This is a genomic window from Blastococcus sp. SYSU D00820 (assembly GCF_054050695.1).
Map to the genome: position 1 here is coordinate 1 of NZ_JBJGZW010000035.1, position 21,911 is coordinate 21,911.

At 76.0% G+C, this 21,911-nt stretch carries 20 protein-coding genes and 1 other RNA gene; 8 read left to right on the forward strand and 13 right to left on the reverse strand.

The window, feature by feature from the left end; genetic code table 11:
- Positions 1 to 215: 215 nt before the first annotated feature.
- The 7 genes from ACI79R_RS22750 to ACI79R_RS22780 form a co-directional block, all read right to left on the reverse strand.
- On the reverse strand, positions 216 to 887 hold the full coding sequence (locus ACI79R_RS22750) for a prepilin peptidase (RefSeq protein WP_456575963.1): 672 nt from the start codon (positions 885 to 887) through the stop codon (positions 216 to 218).
- An 82-nt stretch (positions 888 to 969) separates the two neighbouring features.
- On the reverse strand, positions 970 to 2,355 hold the full coding sequence (chrA, locus tag ACI79R_RS22755) for a chromate efflux transporter (RefSeq protein ID WP_456575964.1): 1,386 nt from the start codon (positions 2,353 to 2,355) through the stop codon (positions 970 to 972).
- A 13-nt stretch (positions 2,356 to 2,368) separates the two neighbouring features.
- Entirely contained in the window at positions 2,369 to 2,800 is a 432-nt protein-coding gene (locus ACI79R_RS22760; protein WP_456575965.1) for a chromate resistance protein ChrB domain-containing protein, read from the reverse strand.
- A complete protein-coding gene (locus ACI79R_RS22765; RefSeq protein ID WP_456575966.1) occupies positions 2,797 to 3,267 on the reverse strand; it encodes a Chromate resistance protein ChrB in 471 nt (156 codons plus the stop codon). The genes ACI79R_RS22760 and ACI79R_RS22765 overlap by 4 nt, the downstream gene beginning before the upstream one ends.
- A gap of 39 nt (positions 3,268 to 3,306) precedes the next feature.
- Positions 3,307 to 4,011, reverse strand: coding sequence for a hypothetical protein (locus ACI79R_RS22770; protein ID WP_456575967.1), 705 nt, complete (start codon positions 4,009 to 4,011; stop codon positions 3,307 to 3,309).
- Positions 4,008 to 7,547, reverse strand: coding sequence for a PKD domain-containing protein (locus tag ACI79R_RS22775; protein WP_456575968.1), 3,540 nt, complete (start codon positions 7,545 to 7,547; stop codon positions 4,008 to 4,010). The genes ACI79R_RS22770 and ACI79R_RS22775 overlap by 4 nt, the downstream gene beginning before the upstream one ends.
- Positions 7,548 to 7,757: 210 nt before the next feature.
- Positions 7,758 to 8,939 carry a glycerate kinase gene (locus tag ACI79R_RS22780; protein ID WP_456575969.1) on the reverse strand — a complete coding sequence of 394 codons (1,182 nt, stop codon included), beginning with the start codon at positions 8,937 to 8,939 and terminating at the stop codon, positions 7,758 to 7,760.
- 110 nt (positions 8,940 to 9,049) lie between these two features.
- On the opposite strand from ACI79R_RS22780, the gene ACI79R_RS22785 reads away from it, so the two are divergent.
- Positions 9,050 to 10,504, forward strand: a complete 1,455-nt coding sequence (locus ACI79R_RS22785; RefSeq protein ID WP_456575970.1) for an MFS transporter — start codon at positions 9,050 to 9,052, stop codon at positions 10,502 to 10,504.
- Here ACI79R_RS22785 and ACI79R_RS22790 read toward each other — a convergent pair.
- Positions 10,488 to 12,728 (reverse strand): hypothetical protein, encoded by a 2,241-nt coding sequence (locus tag ACI79R_RS22790; RefSeq protein ID WP_456575971.1) that lies wholly within the window; start codon positions 12,726 to 12,728, stop codon positions 10,488 to 10,490. The genes ACI79R_RS22785 and ACI79R_RS22790 overlap by 17 nt on opposite strands.
- Before the next feature lie 237 nt (positions 12,729 to 12,965).
- Here ACI79R_RS22790 and ACI79R_RS22795 point away from each other — a divergent pair, with 237 nt between their 5' ends.
- The 3 genes from ACI79R_RS22795 to ACI79R_RS22805 all read left to right on the forward strand — a co-directional run bounded on the left by ACI79R_RS22795 (position 12,966) and on the right by ACI79R_RS22805 (position 14,578).
- Positions 12,966 to 13,520, forward strand: coding sequence for a DUF1643 domain-containing protein (locus tag ACI79R_RS22795; RefSeq protein WP_456575972.1), 555 nt, complete (start codon positions 12,966 to 12,968; stop codon positions 13,518 to 13,520).
- A gap of 61 nt (positions 13,521 to 13,581) precedes the next feature.
- Positions 13,582 to 14,229, forward strand: coding sequence for a dihydrofolate reductase family protein (locus ACI79R_RS22800; RefSeq protein ID WP_456575973.1), 648 nt, complete (start codon positions 13,582 to 13,584; stop codon positions 14,227 to 14,229).
- Positions 14,230 to 14,242: 13 nt separating this feature from the next.
- Entirely contained in the window at positions 14,243 to 14,578 is a 336-nt protein-coding gene (locus ACI79R_RS22805; RefSeq protein WP_456575974.1) for a YnfA family protein, read from the forward strand.
- Here ACI79R_RS22805 and ACI79R_RS22810 read toward each other — a convergent pair.
- Entirely contained in the window at positions 14,553 to 15,476 is a 924-nt protein-coding gene (locus ACI79R_RS22810; RefSeq protein ID WP_456575975.1) for a LysR family transcriptional regulator, read from the reverse strand. The two genes, ACI79R_RS22805 and ACI79R_RS22810, sit on opposite strands and share 26 nt — an antisense overlap.
- 104 nt (positions 15,477 to 15,580) lie before the next feature.
- Here ACI79R_RS22810 and ACI79R_RS22815 point away from each other — a divergent pair, with 104 nt between their 5' ends.
- Positions 15,581 to 16,783 (forward strand): MFS transporter, encoded by a 1,203-nt coding sequence (locus ACI79R_RS22815; protein ID WP_456575976.1) that lies wholly within the window; start codon positions 15,581 to 15,583, stop codon positions 16,781 to 16,783.
- Here the strand turns inward: ACI79R_RS22815 and ACI79R_RS22820 are convergent.
- Positions 16,762 to 17,328 carry a dihydrofolate reductase family protein gene (locus ACI79R_RS22820; protein ID WP_456575977.1) on the reverse strand — a complete coding sequence of 189 codons (567 nt, stop codon included), beginning with the start codon at positions 17,326 to 17,328 and terminating at the stop codon, positions 16,762 to 16,764. The genes ACI79R_RS22815 and ACI79R_RS22820 overlap by 22 nt on opposite strands.
- A gap of 149 nt (positions 17,329 to 17,477) precedes the next feature.
- Between ACI79R_RS22820 and ACI79R_RS22825 the strand changes: the two genes are divergently transcribed.
- Positions 17,478 to 18,083, forward strand: coding sequence for a dihydrofolate reductase family protein (locus ACI79R_RS22825; protein ID WP_456575978.1), 606 nt, complete (start codon positions 17,478 to 17,480; stop codon positions 18,081 to 18,083).
- 50 nt (positions 18,084 to 18,133) lie between these two features.
- On the opposite strand, the gene rnpB is transcribed toward ACI79R_RS22825, so the two are convergent.
- Positions 18,134 to 18,549, reverse strand: an RNA gene (gene rnpB / locus ACI79R_RS22830) — RNase P RNA component class A.
- Between the two features lie 141 nt (positions 18,550 to 18,690).
- On the opposite strand from rnpB, the gene ACI79R_RS22835 reads away from it, so the two are divergent.
- A complete protein-coding gene (locus ACI79R_RS22835; RefSeq protein WP_456575979.1) occupies positions 18,691 to 19,881 on the forward strand; it encodes a DUF222 domain-containing protein in 1,191 nt (396 codons plus the stop codon).
- 134 nt (positions 19,882 to 20,015) lie between these two features.
- On the opposite strand, the gene ACI79R_RS22840 is transcribed toward ACI79R_RS22835, so the two are convergent.
- Both ACI79R_RS22840 and ACI79R_RS22845 read right to left on the reverse strand, forming a co-directional pair.
- The gene (locus tag ACI79R_RS22840; RefSeq protein WP_456575980.1) at positions 20,016 to 20,756 is read right to left on the reverse strand and encodes a PIG-L deacetylase family protein; all 741 of its coding nucleotides are present in this window, start codon (positions 20,754 to 20,756) and stop codon (positions 20,016 to 20,018) included.
- On the reverse strand, positions 20,746 to 21,105 hold the full coding sequence (locus tag ACI79R_RS22845) for a DoxX family protein (RefSeq protein WP_456575981.1): 360 nt from the start codon (positions 21,103 to 21,105) through the stop codon (positions 20,746 to 20,748). The genes ACI79R_RS22840 and ACI79R_RS22845 overlap by 11 nt, the downstream gene beginning before the upstream one ends.
- Before the next feature lie 23 nt (positions 21,106 to 21,128).
- Between ACI79R_RS22845 and ACI79R_RS22850 the strand changes: the two genes are divergently transcribed.
- Positions 21,129 to 21,884, forward strand: coding sequence for a sulfite exporter TauE/SafE family protein (locus ACI79R_RS22850; protein ID WP_456575982.1), 756 nt, complete (start codon positions 21,129 to 21,131; stop codon positions 21,882 to 21,884).
- Positions 21,885 to 21,911: the final 27 nt, after the last annotated feature.

Genomic DNA, 21,911 nt, shown 5'->3' on the forward strand with positions numbered 1-21,911 from the left:
GGGGCCGGCTCGGCGGGATCGGCGGACCGGGCGGTGGGGGTTGGGGAGTCGGGTGGGGACCGGGTTCGGCCGGCTGCCGCCCCGCCCACCCCCCCGGCCCCCCCCCCCCCCCCGGAGGGACGGCGGAACCGCGGCCCGCTCGCCGCGCGTGACCGGCCGCTGTCCCCCGGCCGGGGGCTGGACGTGCGGTCGCCCGGAGGGGCGGGAACCGACGCTCAGGAGCCGAGCGTGCCCAGCCCGATCGCCAGGGCGGCACCCGCGAGCAGCGCCGGGCCGAAGGGCAGGTGCCCGCGCAGGGTGATCCGGCGGGCGGCCAGCAGCACCAGCGCGACGACGGCCTGGACGACGAAGCCGGCGGCCACCCCGAGCAGCAGCACCGGCCACCCCGGCCAGGCCAGCACCAGGCCGAGCAGCGCGCCCAGCTTCACGTCGCCCATGCCCAGCTGCCCGGGCGCGGCCAGGGCCAGCACGAGCAGGACGACGAAGAGGGCCAGCCCGCCCAGCAGCGCGCGGACCAGCGCCGGCCAGGCGCCCTCCACCGCGGCGGCCGGCACCAGCAGTGCCGCGGTCAGCGCGGTCGCGGGCAGCACGACGCGGTCGGGCAGCAGCCGGTGCCGGGCGTCGACCAGGGCGAGGAGGACGCCGGCGACGGCGGCCACGAGGTAGGCCGGCAGCGCCCAGGACGGCCCGATGCCCACAGCGGTGAGCAGGCACAGCAGCGCCGTCCCGGCCTCGACCCAGGGCGGGCGGGCGGCGGTCCGGCCGCCGGCCAGGACGTCGGCCGGCCGTGCCGGCGACGGCCAGGGGAAACGGCCGGCCGCCCGGTTGACCAGCACGCCGGCTCCCAGCCCCGCCACGCCGGCGAGGGCCGCGACGAGCGCGGTCACCGGGGAGGGGCGGCGGGAGCGGGCACGGCGGACACCCTCGCACAGCCGGCGCGCCCCGCCGGGCAACCCGGCCAGCGCCCGATCAGGTCACCGGCAGGCCGGAGAGACCGGCGACGACGCCGAGGACGGCGCAGACCCCGAGGGTGCGCAGCACCGACCAGCGCAGCCGGAACAGCAGGACGGCGGCGACGACGGCGATGCCGAGCGCGACCGGCCGCAGCGAGGAGAGGTCCGGCAGCTCGAGCGAGACCGGGCCCCAGCCGTACCGGTCGCTCTCGCCGAACAGGGTGTGCACGGCGAAGTAGACGCCGAGGTTCGCGATGACCCCCACGACGGCGGCGGTGATGCCGGTCAGCGCCGCCGACAGCGACCGGTTGCCGCGCAGCCGCTCCATGTAGGGGGCACCCAGCAGCACGAACAGGAAGCTCGGCACGAACGTCACCCAGGTGACCAGCAGCGAGGCCAGCACCGCGGCCACCCACGGATCGAGGCCGCCGGGATCGCGGTACGCCCCGAGGAACGCCACGAACTGCACCACCATGATCAGCGGGCCGGGCGTCGTCTCGGCCAGCGCCAGCCCGCGCACCATCTCCCCCGGCGCCAGCCAGCCGTACACCGACACCGCCTGCTGGGCGACGAAGGCGAGCACGGCGTAGGCGCCGCCGAAGGTGACCACCGCGGTGCCGGAGAAGAACAGCCCCTGCTCGGTGAAGACGCTGCCGGCCCCCGTGAGGAGCGCGACGGCCACCACGGGCGCGCTCCACAGCAGCAGGCCGACGAGCAGCACCCGCAGCGTGCGCCGCGTCGACGGGGCCTCGGTGTGCAGCACGTCGTCGGGCACGACCGGTGGCGGGCCGTCGTCGGCCGGGCCGCCGCCCTTCTCGGCCGGCAGGGCCGACGGGCGCCAGCGCCCGAGTGCCCACCCGACTCCTCCGGCCGCGGCCACCACGACCGGGAAGGGGACCCCGAAGACCGCCAGCGCGACGAACGCCGCGGCCGCGAGCGCCAGCAGCGCCGGCCGGGCCAGTGCCCGCTTGCCCACGCGCACGACGGCCTGGACGACGATCGCGACCACCGCCGGCGCCAGCCCGGCGAACAGCGACGCGACCGCGACCGTGGAGCCGAAGGCCACGTACACCGCCGACAGCACCAGCAGCGCGAGCACGCCGGGCAGAACGAACAGCCCGCCGGCCACCAGCCCGCCGCGGGTGCCGTGCAGCAGCCAGCCGACGTAGGTCGCGAGCTGCTGGGCCTCGGGGCCGGGCAGCAGCATGCAGTAGTTCATCGCGTGCAGGAACCGGCGCTGGCCGATCCACCGCTTCTCGTCGACGAGCGTGCGCTGCATGACCGCGATCTGGCCGGCCGGTCCGCCGAAGGTCTGCAGCGAGATCAGGAACCAGGCCCGCACCGCGGTGCGGAAGGGGATGGCCGGCGCGGGCGCGGCCTGCAGGTCGGTCGGGTCGGGCACGGGACCTCCGGGATCAGGCCGGTTCACGGCCGAGCAGCAGACGGCGGCGGTGGAACTCGTAGAGCCCGTCGAACAGCGGGCCGGAGACGGCGAGGGTGTGCTCGTCGGTGCCGGTCATCGACAGCCCGCGCAGCAGGACGTCGAGCCCGGGGGCCTCGGGGGCGTCGAACCGGCCGTCGTCGAGGTCGGCCTCGTGCACGATCTCGGCGATCTGCCAGAGCACCGGGTCGGTGACCTCGTACACCCGCAGGATGGTCTCGAAGGAGCAGTCGCCGCCGACGTGGCCCAGCGCGACGCCCCGCATGTCGAAGGGGGTGGCGTCGGCGGGCACGTCGGCAGGGTCGTCGACGAAGACGAACTCCGCGGAACCGTCGAGGAACCGGCGGATGAGCCAGGCGCAGGCGGCCCGGTCGATGTGCACGCCGGCGCGGGTGGCCCACCTCATCGGACCCGCTCCCCCGCCGCGACGGCCAGCTCGCGCAGCGCGGCGGCCGCCGCCTCCCGCTCCGGCGGCGGGAAGAAGTCGCGCCGCTGGACCGCCCGCCACTCGGTGCGCAGCCGGCGGTGGGCGCGGGCGCGCTCGGCGTCCGGCTCGGTCAGCGCGGCCGCCGCGGCCGCGGCCAGCGCCCGGTACTCGGCCGCGCGGGCGGCGGCCATGCCGGCGGCCAGCTCCCGCTCCTGGGCGGCCGTGGTGGGGCGGGCCAGCCACACGCCCGCGGTGCCGTCGGCGGCGACGACGTCCTCGGCCAGCCACTCCAGCTGCTCGCGCGTGCGGGCGTCGGCCGGCAGCGCCACCAGGCCGTCGGCCAGCTGGGCCACGCCCAGCCGGCGCAGCCGCCGCCACAGCGTGGTGCGCGGCCCCGAGGGCTCCCGGGGCAGCCGGTAGCTCAGCATCACCCACTCCCCGGCCACGCGTTGATGCAACCATGGTTGCACCACGCCTGTCCAGGATCAGACGGGGACGGCTCCGGTGAAGACCGCCGGGAAGTGCCGCCCGTCGACGTCGACGGACAGCGTCACGTCGCCCAGCTGGTCGCTGGGGATCGCGAACGAGTACACCGCCGCGGCCGTCTGGCCGGCCGCGAGCGTGCCGCCGAAGTCGGCGGTCTCGCGGTCGTAGAGCGGGCCGGCCGCGACGTCGTCGGCCCCGTAGGTGGCGGTGACCACCACGCTGTCGAGGACCAGCGGGCCGGCGGAGCCGTTGACGAGCTCGAGCCGGAAGACCGTCTGCGGCTGGCCGGCGAGCTCGCCCGGGCCGGAGCCCGCGGTGACCTGCTGGCGCGCCTCGACCAGCCGCACGGTCGCCCCGTCCGACCAGCTGGCCGGCGCGGTGAACGGCGCCGGGGCGGCGGTGACGGTGCGCTCGGCCGGGTCGACGCCCTCGCGCGGCACCACCGACGGCGCCGGCTCCTGGGTCACCGGGGCGGAGGTCTCCGGCGGCGGGGCGGTCGTGCCGCCCGGCTCGTCGGTCACCGGCGCCGACGAGGTCGCCGCCGGACCGGAGGACGCCGCGACCGGACCCGGGTCGTCGTCCTCGCCGCCGCCGCGGGTCAGGAGGACGACCGCGACGACGGCCAGCACGGCCACCAGGGCCGGGAGCACCCGGCGCAGCAGCAGGTCCCTGCGGCCGCGCCGGGGCGTCTCGGGTGCACTCACGCGACCGGCCGGGCCGAGACGTCGTCGACGGTCCAGGTCACCGCGGAGGTCGCGCTGCTGGACAGGTAGGCCGAGATCCCGATGCCGCCGGCCGCCTGGAGCGCGGCGGTGGCGTCGGTGCGGCTGACCGTCCAGGTGGTGGGCTCGGTGGCACCGGTCCACACGCGGCCGTCGAGCTTCGTCGTCCCGGTGCCCGAGACCTGGAACCGCAGGTTCAGCGCGGTGCCCGGCGTGTAGGTGCCGGGCAGTGCCACCTCGGCGCCGAGCAGCGTCTCGGTCGAGGAGTTCGGCCAGGCCACCACGCCGACCCGGACGGCACCGCCGGCCAGGAAGCGGACCCGCAGCGTGTACTGCGCGGACCCGACCCGGCGGCCGGCGAGGTAGAACGTCGCCCCGCTGCCGGTCGGCGCCTGGTTGAGCGTCAGCCGCGCGGTCAGGTCGGTGGAGGTCTGCGAGACGCTGCCGAGGTAGGAGCCGCTGTTGTTGCCGGCGCCGGTGGTCAGGGTCGCCACCCCGTTGCCGACCGCCTGCCGGGTCGCGCCGGCCGAGACGGTCCAGGCGCCGCCGAGGTCGGCGGTGCCCAGCCCCCCGGTGACCGTACGGCCGAAGGCGTCGGCCGCGAAGGCCGCACCGGTGGTCGGCGGAGCGGTCACCGTCACCTGGCGGGTGGTGCTGCCGGTGGCCCCGGCGCCGTCGGTGACGGTCAGCGTGACGGTGTAGGTGCCGGCCGTCGCGTAGGTGTGCGAGGCCGTCGGCGTCGTACCGGTGGTGACCGGCGTGCCGTCGCCCCAGTTCCAGGCATACCCGGCGATCGGGCCCTCGGCGTCGGCGGAGCCGGTGCCGTCGACCGCGGCGGTCAGGCCGGTGGCCGTCGAGGTGAACGCGGCCGTGGGGGCGGCGTTCGTCGCGGCGGCGACGGTCACGCTGCGGGCGAGGGTGCCCGTCGCGCCGTCGTCGTCGGTGACGGTCAGCGTGACGGTGTACGTGCCCGCGGTGGCGTAGGTGTGCGACGCGGTGGCGGTGGTGTCCGGCGCCGAGCCGTCGCCCCAGTTCCAGCTGTGGCCGGTGACCGTGCCGTCGCCGTCGGTGGAGCCGGTGCCGTCCACGGCCACCTGCAGGCCGGTCACCGCGGAGGTGAACGACGCCGTGGGCGGCGTGTTGGCCGGCGGCTGGCCGGTGGCCGCCGCACGGTGCGCGGCCACCTGGGCGGCGGTCAGCGTGCCGTTGTAGACGGCGACCTCGTCCAGCGAGCCGGTCAGCGACGCGCCGGCCGGCGCGTTCGGCCAGCCGGCGAGGGTGCCGGTGCCGAACATCCAGTACGCCGTGCCCAGGCGGCCGTTGGCCGAGGTCATGGCCGGGTTGGCGGCGACCTGGGCGCCGTCGACGTAGAGCGTCGTCCCGCCGGTGCCGACGGTGACGGCGACGTGGTGCCACTGGCCGTCGGTGATCGCCGCCGGGCTGCGGACGGAGGTGTAGGTCGTGCCGGCCTGGGTCTGCCGGGTCAGCGCGAAGGTCAGCTGGCCGGCGCTGTCGACGTAGAGCCCGCGGTCGGCGCTGGTGTTGGCCGCGGTGGCGGAGTTGCCGAACTGGGCGATGACGCCGGTGGCGCCGGCGTCGGCGCGCACCCAGGTCTCCACCGAGAACGTGCGCGTCGGCGTCGTGACCGTCGAGGTGGTCACCGCCCGGCCGTTGGCCGTGCCGTTGGTGCCGATGGCGGCGTTGCCGGGGACGGCGCCGGTGACGCCACGGGTGACCCCGGTGCCCTCGGTCAGGTTGACCGTGCCCACCTGGTCGTAGCTGGTGGTGCCCGTCGTCTCGCCGAGCCGCCAGTACTGCGCGGGCCCGTCGGCGAGGACGGCGGCGGCGTACGCGCTGGTCTCACCGGCGACGGTCACGGTGTTGCCCTGGGTGCTGGTCACCGTGTTGCCCATCGGGTCGCTGACGGTGACGCGGTAGGAGGGCGTGGACCCGGCCGGGAGGCTCTCGGTGTACTCGAGGTAGGTGCGGTTCCACCACTGCGACTTGACGGTCACCGTGTGCACCGGCGTCGTCGCGCTGCCGCGGTAGACGCGGTAGGTCAGGTTCTCGTTGTCCATGTCCCAGGACGACGGCCACCGCACGGTGACCTGCCCGGCCGTGTTGGACAGGGCGTTGGGCCGCATCTGGGCCGCGGTGAGCTCCGGGCCGCGGCGGTCGGGGGCGATCGCGCTGCTGGCCATGCGGACCAGGCCCTGCTGGGCGGTGCCGTTGACGTTGGTGAACTCGCCGCCCATGACGAGGTAGTCGGCGTTGCCGGTCAGCGCCCAGGGCCCCTGGCCCTGGCCGGTGTAGGTGCCGGCGTTCAGCGTCGGGAAGAAGCTGAGCAGCGCCGGGTGGGGGCGCCCGGTCCAGCTGGTGTAGCGCGGCGTCTTGGTGGTGGGCGCCAGCGTGCCGGTGGGGGCGACGGTGTTGGCGATGACCCGCTTCCAGACCGTCGGCGACTGGTCGGGGAAGTAGCCCGAGGTCTCGCAGTCGTGCGGGTGACCGGCGGTGTAGACGACACCGCCGGTGGCGAAGGTGTCGTACGGGTCGCCGTGGCAGTCGTTCATCCACACCAGGCCCAGGGTGTACGGGTCCAGCGCGACGGTGCCCTCGTGGTTGCCGATCTGGAAGCCGTAGATGGTCGTGTAGACGACGCCGCCCCAGATGCGCAGGCTGTAGGCGCCGCCGGCGTCGCCGGCGTTGGTGATGCCGAGGTTCCAGGTGCGGGTGTCGCCCCCGGCGGTGTTCACCGAGGCGACCGCGACCGCGGAGGTGCCGTTGACGGTGTCGAACTGGCCGCCGAGGACGACCCGGCTGCCGTCGGGGGTCAGCGCCAGGCCGCGGACGGTGTTGTTCGCCGTCGGCGCCCAGGAGGTCACCGCGCCGTTGCCGGCGTTGAACGCGGCCAGCCGCGTGCGGCTCTGGCCGCCGGCGGTGGTGAAGTTGCCGCCGGCGTAGACGGTGGTGTTGGTGGCAGCCAGGGCGTAGACGGCGTTGTTCGACGTCGGCGCGAAGGTCGTGATGAGCGCACCGGTCGCGGTGCTGAAGGCGGCGATGTGCCCGCGGGCGACGCCGTCGACGGTGGTGAAGTCACCGCCGACGTAGATCCGGGAGCCGTCCGGGGACGCCGTGATCGTGCGGCCCTGCCCGTTGAGGGTGTGGTTGAAGCTCGTGACCAGCGCGCCGGTCGTGAGGTTGAAGGCCAGCAGGTTCGCCCGCGGCGTCTGCTGGGTGCCGGGCGCGGCACCGGCCGGCCGGGCCTGGCTGAAGCTGCCGGTCGCGTAGACGGTGTTGCCGACCGTCACCATCGACCACACGACGCCGTTGACCTGCACGGTGCCCAGCGCGTCGGCGGTAACGGTGGCCGGCACCCCCGCGTCGGGCGCGCTGTCGGCCTGCGCGACCGAGGGGACGGCGAGCCCGAGCACCGCCATCCCGGCGGACAGGGCGAGGGCCAGGACGGCGGAGCTGGCCCGCCGGGCTCGGCGGGGAGCCTGGGCGACGGCAGATGGCATCGGGACGACCTTCGGGCGAGGCGGCAGGAGCCGGGGGACGGGCGGGGTGCGGCCTCGGCCGGGCAACCGGGACCGCTCCGCTCGTCCTCACCGTGAGTGAGCGGCGCCTCCTCCGGGCAGCCGTTCGGGGAGGCCGCGCCGGATGGTGGCGTTGGCACCGTTCACGCTCCGTCAGCGGATGTCAACGAAATCCGCACGGATCGGCAGGTTTCACCTGGTCGGGCGGGGGTATCCGATCCGGTCGCGTTCCGTCTGCAGGGCCAGGTGCTCCTCCGCCACCCGCTCGCCCACCGTCTCGAGCAGCTCCGCCGCCTGCGCCATGCTCCGCGCCGGATCGGGCTCCAGGTCGGCCAGCGCGTGGACCGCCCGGATGCCGGACGCGCGCAGCTCCGCCGCCGGCGCCGTGCACCGGCCGGCGACGGCGACCACCGGCACCCCGGCGGCCGCGGCACGGACCGCGACGCCGACCGGCCCCTTGCCCCGCAGGCTCTGCGCGTCCAGCGAGCCCTCCCCCACGACCACGAGGTCGGCACCGGCGAGGGCGTCGGCGAACCCCGTGACGTCGAGCAGGTACTCGACGCCGGACACGATGCGGGCACCGAGCAGGGCCGCGGCGGCGAAGCCGAGTCCGCCGGCGGCACCGGCGCCCGGCCGGTCGCGCAGGTCCTCCCCCGTCGCCGCGGCGACGAGGTCGGCCCAGCGGGTGAGCCCGCGGTCCAGCAGGGCGACCGTGGCCGGCCCGGCGCCCTTCTGCGGCCCGAAGACCGCGGCGGCCCCCTCCGGCCCGAGCAGCGGGTTGTCGACGTCGCAGGCGACCAGCACCTCGACCGCGGCGAGGCGGGGGTCCAGACCGGCGAGGTCCAGCCGGGCCGCGGACAGCAGGCCGGCGCCGCCCGGCGGGACCGGCCGGCCGTCGGCGTCGGCGATGCGCGCGCCGAGCGCGGTGACCAGGCCCGCCCCGCCGTCGGTGGTGGCGCTGCCGCCCACCGCCACGACGATCCGCCGGGTGCCGCGGCCCAGGGCGTCGGCGACCAGCTCGCCGACGCCGGCGGTGGAGGCCGTCCGCGCGGTGGTGTCGTCCGGCCCCTCCGGCAGGAGCCCGAGGCCCGCCGCAGCCGCCATCTCGACGACGGCGGTGTCGCCGCGCAGCGCGTAGGTGGCCGGCAGCGGGGCGCCCGTGGGGCCGTGCACCGGCACCGTCACCGGGGTGGCGCCGTGCCGCAGCAGCAGGTCGACGGTGCCCTCGCCGCCGTCGGCCACCGGCCGCTCGACCAGCCGGACGCCGGGCAGCCGGCGGCGCAGGCCCCGGCCGAGGGCGGCGGCCACCTCCGGCGCGGCCAGGGAGCCCTTGAACGTGTCGGGTGCCAGGACGACGAGCGGGCCCTCGGGCACGGCGCTCCCTCCTCCGGGCGCCCCGGGCGGGGGCGGCTCCCCCGAGTATCGGGGCAACCGGCACTGGGAGACTGCAGGCGCAGTCGACCAGGATCGGAGACCGTCCGCGGATGAGCGCACCGGGCCACGGGGTGGGCGGACCACCGGGCGCCGCCACGGACCGCGGGGAGCCGCCGTCCTGGGACCGCCGGCTGGCACTGCTGGTCGCCGGCGGCATGTTCATGGAGTTCCTCGACAGCACGGTGATCGCCCCGGCCGCGCCGCACATCGCCGCCGACCTCGGCGTCGCGCCGCTGGACGTCAACCTCGCGGTCACCGCCTACGTGCTCACCCTCGCCGTCGTCATCCCGGTCAGCGGCTGGCTGGCCGACCGGTTCGGTGCCCGCCGGGTGTTCCTGCTGGCGATCGCGCTGTTCACCCTCGCCTCGGCCGGCTGCGCCCTGGCGCCGAACCTGCCGGTGCTCGTGGCCACCCGGGTGCTGCAGGGGCTGGGCGGGGCGCTCATGGTGCCCGTCGGCCGGCTCGTGGTGCTGCGGACGACGCCGAAGTCCGGGCTGATCACGGCGATCGCCTACCTGACCTGGCCGGCACTGGTGGCCCCGGTGCTCGCACCGGCCGTCGGCGGGCTGCTCGCCACCTACGCGGGATGGCGGTGGATCTTCGTGGTCAACCTGCCGCTCGGCGTCCTCGGGTGGGTGCTGGCCCGCCGGCTGGTGCCCGACGTCCGCGGGGCCGAGCGCACGCCGCTCGACGCGCGCGGCGTGGCGCTCACCGCCGTCGGCGTCGCCGCGCTGGTGGTCGGTCTGGAGGCACTCGGCGGCGGGTCCCCGTCCGCGCTGGTGCTGTCCGTCGCGCTGGGCATCGCGGTGGTCGCCCTGGCCGCCGCCGTCCGGCACCTGCTCCGGGCCCGCCGGCCGCTGCTGGACCTGCGCATCCTGCGGGTGCGCACGTTCCGGCTGTCGGCCTCGGGCGGCTCGCTGTTCCGGGCGGTGATCGTGGCGATCCCGTTCCTGCTGCCGCTGTTCTTCCAGCTCGGCTTCGGCTGGACCGCCGCGGAGGCCGGCGCCGTCGTCATCGCGCTGTTCGTCGGCAACATCGCGATCAAGCCGGCGACCACGCCCCTCATGCGGCGGTTCGGCATCCGCCCGGTCCTGGTCGGCGCGCTCGCCGGGTCGGCGGTCTGCCTGGCCGGCATCGCCGCCCTCGGCGCCACCACGCCGCTGCCGCTCACCGTGGCGCTGCTGGTGCTCAGCGGCGCCACCCGGTCCATCGGCTTCTCGGCCTACAACAGCGTGGCCTTCGCCGACGTCGAGCCGGCGCGCATGACCTCGGCCAACGCGCTCTACTCGACGCTGCAGGAGCTGGGCGCCGGGCTCGGCGTGGCGGTCGGCGCGCTGCTCGTGCGGCTGGGCGACCCGCTGGCGGCCGCCACCGGTCTCGCGGCGGAGCCGCCGGCGCCGTACCGGGTGGCGTTCGTGCTGCTCGCCGTCCCGCTCCTGGTGCCGGTGGTGGAGGCGCTGCGCCTGCCGCGGAACGCCGGCAGCAGCGTCACCGGCCGCGGCTGACCCGCCGGCGCCGGCCGGCGAGCACCAGCAGCACCCCGCCCAGCACCAGGGCCGCGCCGGCCCCGGCGACGGGCAGCGCGTCCACGCCGGTCAGGGCGAGCCCGGCGGCCGTGGGGCCGCCCGTCGCGCGGGACGCCGCGCCGCCGGGCCCCGCGGTGGCGGTGCCGCCCGGCCCCGCGCCGGACGGCGGGCCGCCCGCGACCGTGCCGGTCACCGTCGCGGGCGTCGTCGGCACGCTGCCCGCCGCGTTGGTGAAGACGGCGCGGTAGAGGGTCGTCCCGCCGTCGGCGGAGGTGGTGAGCGTCGTCGCGGTGGCGCCGGCGACGTCGGTCCACGTCGCGCCGCCGTCCCGGGAGACCTGCCAGCGCACCGCCGGCGCCGGCGACCCGACGGCCGCCGCGGTGAGCGTCACCGGCGCGCCGGCCGGCACGGTGGCCCCGGCGGGTTCCCCGGTCACGACGGGGAGGACGGGCACGCCGGGGGCGGTGACCACCACGAGCGCGGACAGGACGGCGGTGCCGCCGTCGGGCTGCAGGCCCAGCGCGACCAGCTGCCAGACGCCGGCGGCCGGCAGCACCGGGGCAGCGGTGAAGCCGCCGGTCGCGTCGGCCGGCACCGCGCCGAGGTCCACCGGCGCCGGCGGCGGGGTGGCCGCGGCGGTGCCGGCGGCGACGGCCGGGGCGGTGCCGGAGAGCGGATAGCCGACCAGGGTGATGCGCGCGCCGGGCGCGAAGCCGGAGCCGGAGAGGGTCGTCGGCGCACCGGTGTCCGTCGGGCCGGCGGGTGCGGTGAGGCCGCCGGTGGCCGCGGGCGGGGTGGCCGGCACCGGGAGGCGGAAGCAGCTGCCGGCGCCGTCGACGTCGTTGCGGCCGCCGTCGGTGACGACCTCGCCGCGGGGCGTCGCGCCGAGGACGCGGCAGGTGCCCCCGGCGTTGCCGATCATCTGGACGTTGGTGAGCGTGAGGGGGCCGTGGGTGGCCACGCCGCCCCCGAAGGTCTCGTCGCCGGGGTAGGCCGCGCCGGCGGTGTTGTCGTCGACGTCGGAGTTCTGCACGGTCACCGACCCGGCGCGGGTCCACAGCCCGCCGCCGAACAGCGCGGTGTTGCTGCCGACCAGCGTCTCGTCGACGGTCGCCCGGGTGCCCAGCAGCGCGAGCCCGCCGCCGAAGCCGCTGACCGGCAGCCCGCCGAACTGCTCCTGGAGGACGTTGCCGACGATCTCGCTGTCGACCACCGTCGTCTCGGTGTCGCGGATGGAGGCGGCCAGCACGCCGGCGCCGTAGCCGACGTAGGTCTCCCCCACGTAGTTCCCCTCGACCCGCGAGCCCGACAGCGTGAGCGGGTGGTCGAGGGCGGCGATCGCCCCGCCCCCGTACACGCGGTCCAGGCGGGGCAGCCCGAGCACGTAGACGGCGTTGGCGGTGAACGTGCTGCCGGTGATCACCAGCGGCCCGCCGAGCAGGTGCGGCTGCAAGGGCACCGGCGGCGGCTCCAGGGCCAGGCCGGACCCCAGGTTGGAGACGTAGGCCAGCACCGCTCCACCGGCGGCCATGCCGAGCGCGGCGTTGCCGGTGAAGGTGCTTCCGGTGATCGTCGTCTGCTGCTTCTGGCGGACCGCGATCGCGCCGCCGCCCGAGGACTCCGTCGGGCAGGTGACCGTGTTGCCGGTGAAGGTGCTGTCGACGACCGTGAGGGAGCCGTGCCCGTCGGCCAGGATGGCGCCGCCGCGGTTGTAGGCGTGGTTGTCGTCGAAGGTCACGCGCTCGGCGACCAGGTTGGCCAGGCTCCACACGGCGCCGCCGCCGGGGTGCCCCTGGTCGGTCGAGAAGCCCCGGGTGAGCGTGAGGTCCCGGAGGGTCAGGGTCGGGAGGTCCTCGACCGTCTGGACGTCCGGCCCGCTCTGGACGACGAACAGCGACGTCCGCTCGCCGCCGTCGATGGTGACGTCGGCTCCGGTGCCGCTGATCGTCAGCGTCTTCTCCACGATCACCGTGCTGCCACCCTCCGGCGTCAGCAGGATCGTGCCGTCGCAGGTGATGGCGACCTCGCCGCCGTCGGGAGCGTCGCGGACGGCCTGGCGGAACGCGCCCTCCGTGCACTCGGTGAGGGTGACGGTGCCGGCCGGCGCGGCGGCGGCGACGCCGGCCGCGGGGCCGAGCCCCACGGCGAGCACCGCGGCCGCGAGCAGCGCGATCCGGCGGGTGAGGGCGGGGCGGTCCGGCACGGGGCTCCTCGGCACGGGCGACGTCGCCCGGGCGGGCGCCGCGCGCATCGTGGCAGGTCAGCGCGTCGTCCCCGGCCGGACACGGACCGCGCCGCGACCGGTGGGGCAGCCGGGGCGGACGGCACCGGTGGGACCTGCCGCGTGGCCATCTCCCTCGCCCGACTCCGCGCCGGGGGCGGCTCCGGCCGGTCGCCGCCGTGGCGTTCCGGGGGCCCGCGGACCGGGCATCGGGACCGGGTGGACGACGTCTTCGCCCGGCTGGCCGCCGCGCACGGGCTGGAGGACCGGACGGGCACCTCGCCCGACGGGCTGCCCGAGCGGTACCTCTACTCGGCCGACATGGGCCACCGGTACGCCTTCGGCAGGTGGTGGGGTGCCCCCGACCTCGCGACCAGCGACGTCTGGGTGCTGCTGAACCCGGCCACCGGCGACACCGAGCAGCGCCGCCGCCCGACGCTGGAGAAGTGCATCGCCCGCAGCCGGGCCGGTGGGCGCACGGGGCTGGTGATCGTCAACCTGTTCGCCTTCCGGCACACCGATCCGCGGACGCTGGCGACCGCCGCCGACCCGGTCGGGCCGGCGAACGACGAGGCGTTGCGGCTGTTCACCGCCGCCGCCCCGCGGACCGTCGCCGCATGGGGCGCGCACGGCGGGCTGCACGGGCGCTCCCGCACCGTCGCCCCGCTGCTGTCCGCGCCGCTGTGCCTGGGCACCACGCGCACCGGCGAGCCCCGGCACCCGCTCTACGTGCGGGGCGACGCGGACCTGGTGCCCTGGACCCCGCACCGCTGAGTTCTCGGCTGCCCGCCGGTCCACTCCTCGACCGACACGCACGAGTCCTCAGGAGCCGGACATGGGCCTCATCACCATCGAGCTGTTCGCCACCCTCGACCTCGTCGGGCAGGCCCCCGGCGGCCCCGAGGAGGACCCCGAGGGCGGCTTCCCGTTCGGCGGCTGGCAGGCGCCGCTGTTCGACGAGGTCGCGGGAGGGCAGGTGATGTCGGCGTACGAGGGCACCGACGCCCTGCTGCTGGGCCGGCGGACCTACGACATCTTCGCCGCCCACTGGCCGCACCAGGAGGGCGGCGAGGACGGCGACATCGCCGAGCTGTTCAACCGCATCCCCAAGTACGTGGCCTCCCGGGGCACCCCCGACCTGGCCTGGGCCGGGTCCACCCAGCTGGGCCCGGACCTGCCCGCCGCGGTGCGCGAGATCCGCGACCGGCACGAGGACGTCAAGGTCGTCGGCAGCCTGGACCTGGTGCAGACGCTGCTACGGGAGCAGCTGTTCGACCGCATCGACCTCTGGGTGCACCCGGTCGTGCTCGGCGTCGGGAAGAAGGTGTTCGACAGCGGCGCCGTGCCCACCAACCTCACCCTCCTCCAGCCGGCGGAGACCAGCCCGAGGGGCACCGTCTTCCTCCGCTACGGGCTCGCCGAGGGCACCCCCGGCACCGGCGACATGGCCGCCCCCGAGCGAGGGGTCGACGGCGACCGCTGACACCCTCTCCGCCATGACGGTCGCCCGCTCGATCCTGCTGTTCGTCCTGGCCGCGGTCGCCGAGATCGGCGGGGCCTGGCTGGTCTGGCAGGGCGTGCGGGAGCACCGCGGCTGGCTGTGGATCGGGCTGGGGGTGCTCGCGCTCGGGGCCTACGGCTTCGTCGCGACCCTCCAGCCCGATGCCCACTTCGGCCGGATCCTCGCCGCCTACGGCGGCGTCTTCGTCGCGGGCAGCCTCGTCTGGGGCATGGTCGCCGACGGGTTCCGGCCCGACCGCTACGACGTCGTCGGCGCGCTCATCTGCCTCGTCGGCGTCGCGGTGATCATGTACGCCCCGCGGTCGGCGTGACCGCGGCCCGGTGCGCCGCCCCGATGGCCAGCAGCGTGTCCAGGGCGACCTGGACCGCCGGGGACCGGGGCCCGGGCACGACAGCGACCTGGACGCGCCGGACGCCGGGCTCGTCGACCAGGGGCCGCAGCACGAGGTCGTGACGGCCGACCACGACGGTGAGGTCGTACGTGAGAGCGACGCCGCGGCCGGCGGCGACGAGCGCCTGGGTCTCGACCGGTTCGTCGCCGTGACCGGCGAGCAGCAGCTCCGGCTCGATGCCGGCACGCGCGAGGACGGCGTCCAGGCGACGGGCGGCCGATCCGCTGTGGGCGCGGATCCAGGTCTCCTCCGCCAGGTCACCCACTGCGAGCGCGGGCCGGTCGGCGAGGGGGTGGTGCGCGGGCAGCACGATCCGGAGCGGGTCGTCGAACAGCGGGTGCACCTCGATCCCGGCCGGCGGGACCACGTGCCCGGCGTCGTGCTCGAAGACCAGCGCGAGGTCGAGATCGCCCCGCCGGAGCCCGGCCAGGGCGTCCTCCCGGTCGACCAGCTCGTCGACGACGACCAGCCCCGGGTGGTGTTCCCCGAGCGCGGCGGCGAGCTCGGCGGACAGGTGCACCAGCGCGGAGAAGAACGAGCCGAGCCGGACGGTGCCGCGGCCGAGCCCAGCCAGGTCGCGGACGTCGTCCTCCGCGCGCTGCAGCGCCCTCAGCAGCATCTCCGTGTGGGCCAGCAGCACCCGGCCGGCCTCGGTCGGTCGCACGCCGCGCCGGGTGCGGTGCACCAGCACCGTGCCGAGCTGGCGCTCCAGCAGGCCGACCTGCCGGGACACCGCCGGCTGGGACAGGTGCAGGGCGGTCGCGGCGGCGGAGAAGGACCCGTGGACCAGCACCGCGCGCAGCGTCGCCAGCCTCATGACGTCGAGCACCCCACACCCCTCCCAGCCGGTATGCGCGGAAGTGAGGACGGTCCTGCCGAGATGGGATGAATGCCCGGCCACGGCCTGGCGACCCCTCCCGTGTGGACGTCGAGGGAAGGCAGCCGGCCCGCTGGCGGTGGGCCCGTGCGGGCACGTGGGTCGCGTTCTGCGGCACCGGGGTGGTCGCCGCCAGCTGGGCCGGCCGGGTGCCGGCGGTGCAGGAGCGCCTGCACCTCTCCCCCGGCGGCCTGGCGCTCGCCGTGCTCGCCATCGAGGGCGGAGCGCTGGCGGGCCTGCCGCTGGGCAGCGCGCTGGTGTCCCGCTGGGGCAGCCGGCGCGGCCTGCGCATCGGCTTCGCCGTCTACGCGCCGGCGCTGGTACTGGCCGCCGTGCTGCCGTCCCTGGCGTGGCTCACCGCAGGCCTGGCCCTCTGGGCGGTGGCCAACAGCGTGGTCGACATGGCGCTCAACGCCCAGGGCGTGGCGCTGGAGCGTCGCTGGGGGCGGCCGCTGCTGTCGGGGCTGCACGCGGCGCAGGGCATCGGTCTCCTGGTCGGGGCCCTGGGCGCCACCGCGGCGGCCGCGGCCGGGATCGGCCTGGTGGCCCACTTCGGTGCGGTCGGCGTCGTCGTGCTGTGCTTCGGTCTGGCGGCGACGGTGCCGCTGGTGCAGGAGCCCCGCGCCGAGGGCCCCGCCGCGCGCGCGGGGGCAGCCGGACGCCGGCGGCTGCTGCCGCTGGGCGCGGTGGCGTTCTGCGCGTTCCTCGTCGACGGTTCCGCCACCGCCTGGATCGCCGTCCACCTGCGGACCGACCACGGCACCGGCGCGGCGCTCGCGGCGGCCGGGTACCTGGGGTTCACCGGCGCCGTCGTCCTCGCCCGGCTGGTCGGGGACCGGATCAGCGGACGCGTGGGCCGCCGGCGGATCGTCCGCATCTGCGGGCTCCTCGCCGCTGCCGCGACCGCGGTCGCGGTGACGGCGCCGACCGCGGCCGTGGCGCTGGCCGGCTGGACCGGCGTCGGGCTCGCCGTGGCCCTGCTGGCGCCGACCGTGCTCGGCGCCGCCCCGGACGTGGCGCCCGCCCGGGACGGCACCGGCGTGCCGGCACCGGCGGCCATCGCGACGGTGAGCAGCATCGGCTACCTCGGGTCCTTCAGCGGTCCGCCGCTGATCGGTGCCCTCGCCGGGGTCGTCGGCCTGTCCCCGGCGCTGGCGCTGATCGGCGTCGCCGGGCTGGCGGCGGCGCTGCTCGCGCATGGGATCCCACCGGTCGGTGCCCGGTCTCAGGACCGCCGGACGGCGTAGCGCAGCATGACGACGCCGTTGCCGAACCGGCGCTCCTCGACCAGTTCGAGGTCCATCCGGTCGTCGGCGGCCTCGAACAGCCGGCGACCCCGGCCGACGACGACCGGGTTGACGTAGAGCCGGTACTCGTCGACCAGGTCCAGCCGCCGGAAGGTCTCGACCAGGTCGACCCCGCCGATCGTCATGTCCCCGCCCGGCTGCTGCTTCAGCGCGCGGATCTCGTCGGGGTCCACCTCCGACCGCAGCGAGGCGTTGGGGCCGACCTCCTGCAGCGTGCGGGAGAACACGAGCTTCGGCACCGCCCGCCAGATGCCGGCGAACTCGTGCATGACCGGCGGGAGGTCCGGGTTCTGGTCGGCGGTCGGCCAGACCGCCTCCATGAGCTCGTAGCTGACCCGGCCCTCGATGAAGGCGCTCTTCGTCCTGAGTTCCTCGTTGAAGTGCGCGTGCAGTTCGTCGTCGACCTGGTGCCAGCTGAGGTCGTGGTCCGGTCCTTCGAAGAAGCCGTCCAGCGACAGCATCATGTGCACGACGATCTTCCGCATGCGTCCTCCTGGTCCGTGACGGGTCGGGAGGTGGACGGGGTGGCGCCGAGGAACTCATCGGTCGCCGGAGCGAGCGCTCTCCGCCGCGGCCGCTGATTTCTCGGCTCCCGGCCGGTCCACGCTCCCGACACCCAGGAGAGGACGCCGCCATGTCGGAGCTGCTCGTCGACTTCATCACCTCCCTCGACGGCTACGCATCGGGAGCGGGCTGGCCCGGCTTCTGGGGCGTCGAGGGCCCGGAGTACCTCGCGTGGCTCGGCGAGCAGCCCCAGGTCACGTACCTGATGGGAGCGAACACCTACCGCCTGATGTCGGGCTTCGCCGCGGGCGAGGTCCCGGACGGCCTGGACGGGTTGAGGGCCGAGGAGGAGGCGTCCGTCGACGAGCTCACGCGAGCGCCCAAGGTGGTGTTCTCCTCGTCGCTCGAGGAGCCACTGGCGTGGGCCAACTGCACGCTCGTCCGCGAGGACGCCGTCGAAGCGGTCCGCGCCATGAAGGGGGACGGCTCGGGGCTCCTCAGCACGATCGGCAGCGTCAGCCTGTGCCGGTCCCTGCTGACGGCCGGACTCGTCGACCGCTTCCGGGTCGTGATGTTCCCGGTGATCACCGGGGCCACCGGTGAGGAGCGCATCTACGACGGCTACCCGGACGTCGCCCTCGAGATGATCGAGCACCGGACCTTCGACGGCCGCATCCAGCTGGTGGAGTACAGGCCTCGGGTGCTCGAGCGCCCGCCGCTCGGCGCTCCTGCGTGACGTCGTCCCGTCGGATCGCCCCGGACTGCCCACGGGTCGGGGGCGGACGACGGACGAGTCGGCCTGTACGCCGGGTTCTGTCCTCGGGTGCCTCACGGCCTCCCGATGGGCGGTCATCCATCTAGGCCTGCCGTTGCCGGCAGGCTCGAGCGGTCCACCCGCAGGCATCGGGCGGGCAGCCCTCGAACGCCTGCGCAGGACGGCGGCGGACCGCCGTCCCTTCTCGACCTTGCTCCGGGTGGGGTTTACCGAGCCACACCGGTCACCCGGTGTGCGGTGGTCTCTTACACCGCCGTTTCACCCTTACCAGCCGCTCTGCCGAAGCAGCACCGCTGGCGGTCTGTTCTCTGTGGCACTGTCCCGCGGGTCGCCCCGGGTCGCCGTTAGCGACCACCCTGCCCTGTGGAGCCCGGACGTTCCTCGGCGACGGGGTCTCCCCCGCCGACGCGACCGCCCAGCCGACTCGTCCGTCGTGCCGGCCAGTCTAGTGACTCCGTCGGACGGCGACCTCCAGCCGCTGACCCACACCCCTGGAACAGCCGGCCAATGCCGTTCTGACCTGCATTTTCGTCTTGCTCAGCGGATCTCCGATCGGTAGACTCCGTACATGTGTTCGACGGTTGATCCGGGGGGCGATGTCCTCGACGTGATCGCTGCCGGGGTCGCCGAGCGCAACCGGCGGGACGCCGCGCTGACCCGTCAGGTGCGGGCAGCAGAGCTGGCTCAGGCGGCCGAGCGCGACGGGCTGAAGGCGATGACGTCGTGGCTGAAGGGCCACTGCCGAATGGCGGGGCCCGAGGCGCTGCGGCTGGTGCGCAACGGCCGGGCGCTGGAGCACCTGCCGGCGCTGGCCGAGGCGTTCGCGGCCGGGTTGGTGAGCGCGCAGCAGGTGCACGTCGCCGCCGATGCGGTGACCCCGGCCCGGCTCGCGGCCGCGGCAGCCCAGGGTGTGGATCTGGCGGTTATCGACGCGGTGCTCACGCAGGTGGCGATCGACCAGCCGGTGGAGGACCTGGTGAAGGTGGTGAAGAAGTACGTCGACAACCTCGACCCCGACGGGCCGGAACCGGACCCCACGGAGCTGCGCGAGCTGCACCTGACCAGGAACGGTGACGGCACCCTGTCGATCCGCGGCCTGCTCGACCCCGTGGCCGGAGAGAAGCTGCAGACCGCGATCGAGGCCCACACCCAGGCCGACCGGCCCGCCGGCGACGAGCGCACCCGCGCTCAGCGGCAGGCCGATGCGCTGGTGCAGGTCGTGGACAACGCCCTGGCGTCCGGATCGCTGCCGGTGCTGCGGACCCGCAAGCCGCAGGTGCTGGCGACCATCCCGCTGTCCGACCTCGCCTCCGCCGATGTATCCCGCGGTGCGGGGCGGATGGGGTTCGGTGCCGGCATCTCCGCCGCCCGGGCCCGCTGGCTGGCCTGCGACGGGGAGATCACCCGCCTCGTCATGGGCCCCGACGGACAGCCGCTCGACGTAGGGCGCACCGCCCGCGTCGTCCCCCCGCACCTGCGGCGAGCGGTCGAAGCGCGGGACGGGGCCTGCGTGTTCGCCGGCTGCACCGCCCCGACCCACCGGTGCGACGTCCACCACCTGGTGCACTGGATCGACGGCGGCGCCACCAGCCTCGACAACTCCGCCCTGCTCTGCGAGCGGCACCACACCACGGTCCACTCCGGCTTCCGCGTCGAACGGCAACCCGACGCCGATGGCGCACCTGGCGCCCCGACGGCAGCGAGATCACCACCCCCGCACCGCTGCGCGCCACCGCCGCCTGACCCGAGCACCGTCTGACCCGGCCGCCGCGCCCCGCGCAGCCGGCGGCACCGGCATGCCCCACGCGCGCTCGTGCTCTGCCCACACCCGTGGGCAGAGCACGAGCATCCGGAGGGGGAACAGCTGCCGCGGGCTGATCCGGCCCGCCCGGCTCAGCCCGCGTACAGCGTGAACCCGGCCACCCGCCGGCCGCCGGTCCGGTCCGACGCCTCGGTCACCATGTCGACCTGTCGACGTGCCTGCTCCTCGACCGGGTCGTCCGACAGCGCCTGCAGGTAGCGCCGGTGCGCGGCCAGCGAGGCGACCGCGACGTCCACGACCCCGGTGACGTCGACGGCGTGCGTGGCGCCGACCGGCGTCGAGACCGCCACCCAGCGCACGCCCTGCCACGGCTCGGGATCGGCCAGCTCCGGGAAGATCCACTCGTTGGCCGCGTCGCCCACCGCGTCGAGCGTGCTGCGGCCGAGCGCCCGGTGGTCGGCGCTGTTCCAGTACGCCGGCGCCGCACCGGGCGGGGTCCACGTCTCACCCCAGTGCATGGTGACGACCAGCTCCGGCCGGTGCCGCCGGATCGCCGCGGCGATCGCGCGGCGCAGCTCCAGCCCCTCGACCAGCCGGCCGTCGGGGTGCCCGAGGAACTCGACGACCGAGACGCCCACGAGCGCCGCGGCCTGCCGCTGCTCCTCCTCGCGCACGGGGCCGGCCACCTCCGGCGGGCACCCGGCGATCCCGGCCTCCCCGCTCGTGGCCAGCACGTACCGGACGTCCCGGCCGGCGCGGGTCCATGCCGCCACAGCGGCGGCGCAGCCGTACTCGACGTCGTCCGGGTGGGCGACCACGACGAGCGCGCGCGACCAGTCGTCGGGCAGGTCGGGGAGGAGGTCAGCGGCCACGGGCCACCCGCAGGGCGATCCGGACGAGCGGCACCTGCAACGGCAACCGCACCGCCGCCACCGTCATGGGCAGCGGCGTGCGCGGCACCACCCGGAAGGTGTGCAGGTGCGCCGGCACGAAGGCGACGAGCAGCGCGGCAGCCGCCCAGCCGCCCAGCCGCCGGGTGGCCGGCACCGCCATCAGGCCGGCCGTCGCGATCTCGGCGACCCCCGACGTGGTCACCCAGGCCCGCGCGTCGCCGAGCTCCGGGGGCACCAGCCACTCGTAGGTGCGCGGCCGCACCAGGTGCAGCACTCCCGACCCGCCGAGGGCAGCCAGCAAGACCTTCGCGGTGCGAGGCAGCGACATGGGGTCACCGTAGGGTCCTTCGGGTGTCCCCCGCCGACCTGATCGTCGTCGCCGGCGTCGCGCTGGCCGCCGGGGCCCTCAACTCCATCGCCGGAGGCGGCTCGCTGATCCTCTTCCCCGTGCTGGTCGCGCTGGGCCTGGGGAGCGTGGCGGCCAACGTCACCAACTCGGTGGCCCAGTGGCCGGGCTACATCGGCGGGGTCCTGGGCTTCCGCGCGGAGTACGCCGGGCAGGCCCGCCGCCTGCTGCGGATCGGCGCCATCGCGGTCGCCGGGGGCGTCACCGGGTGCGTCCTGCTCCTCACGACGCCGAGCGACGCGTTCGACGTCGTCGTCCCGGTGCTCGTGCTGCTGGCCAGCGCGATGCTCGCCGTCCAGCCGCTGGTCACCCGCCGGGTCCGGGCCGCCGCGGCCGGGGGCGCGACCCGGGATCCCCGCTGGCTGATGCCCGCCCTGTTCCTGGCCACCGTCTACGGCGGCTACTTCGGCGGCGCGCTGGGCGTGATCCTGCTCGGCGTCCTCGGGCTGGCCCTGCACCGGCTGCAGCTGGCCAACGCGCTGAAGTCCGCGGTCTCGACGGTCACCGCCACGGTCACCCTCGTGGTGTTCGGTCTCTTCGGCCCGGTGCACTGGGTCGCGGTGGCCGTGGCGGCGCCCGCCAGCCTCGTCGGCGGCTTCCTCGGCGCGCGCCTGGCCGGCCGCATCCCGACGACGCCGCTGCGGGTGCTCATCGTCGCCTTCGGGGTCGGCGTCTCGATCTACCTCTTCCTCCGCGTCTGACCCCGTCGCTCCCCCCATGGGGTGGAC

Coding starts and splice junctions, on each gene's coding strand:
- ACI79R_RS22760 (WP_456575965.1), bottom strand. CDS start 2,800: ATGAGGTGGGCCACCCGCGCCGGCGTGCACATCGACCGGGCCGCCTGC.
- ACI79R_RS22775 (WP_456575968.1), bottom strand. CDS start 7,547: ATGCCATCTGCCGTCGCCCAGGCTCCCCGCCGAGCCCGGCGGGCCAGC.
- ACI79R_RS22785 (WP_456575970.1), top strand. CDS start 9,050: ATGAGCGCACCGGGCCACGGGGTGGGCGGACCACCGGGCGCCGCCACG.
- ACI79R_RS22800 (WP_456575973.1), top strand. CDS start 13,582: ATGGGCCTCATCACCATCGAGCTGTTCGCCACCCTCGACCTCGTCGGG.
- ACI79R_RS22805 (WP_456575974.1), top strand. CDS start 14,243: ATGACGGTCGCCCGCTCGATCCTGCTGTTCGTCCTGGCCGCGGTCGCC.
- ACI79R_RS22810 (WP_456575975.1), bottom strand. CDS start 15,476: ATGAGGCTGGCGACGCTGCGCGCGGTGCTGGTCCACGGGTCCTTCTCC.
- ACI79R_RS22820 (WP_456575977.1), bottom strand. CDS start 17,328: ATGCGGAAGATCGTCGTGCACATGATGCTGTCGCTGGACGGCTTCTTC.
- ACI79R_RS22825 (WP_456575978.1), top strand. CDS start 17,478: ATGTCGGAGCTGCTCGTCGACTTCATCACCTCCCTCGACGGCTACGCA.
- ACI79R_RS22835 (WP_456575979.1), top strand. CDS start 18,691: ATGTGTTCGACGGTTGATCCGGGGGGCGATGTCCTCGACGTGATCGCT.
- ACI79R_RS22845 (WP_456575981.1), bottom strand. CDS start 21,105: ATGTCGCTGCCTCGCACCGCGAAGGTCTTGCTGGCTGCCCTCGGCGGG.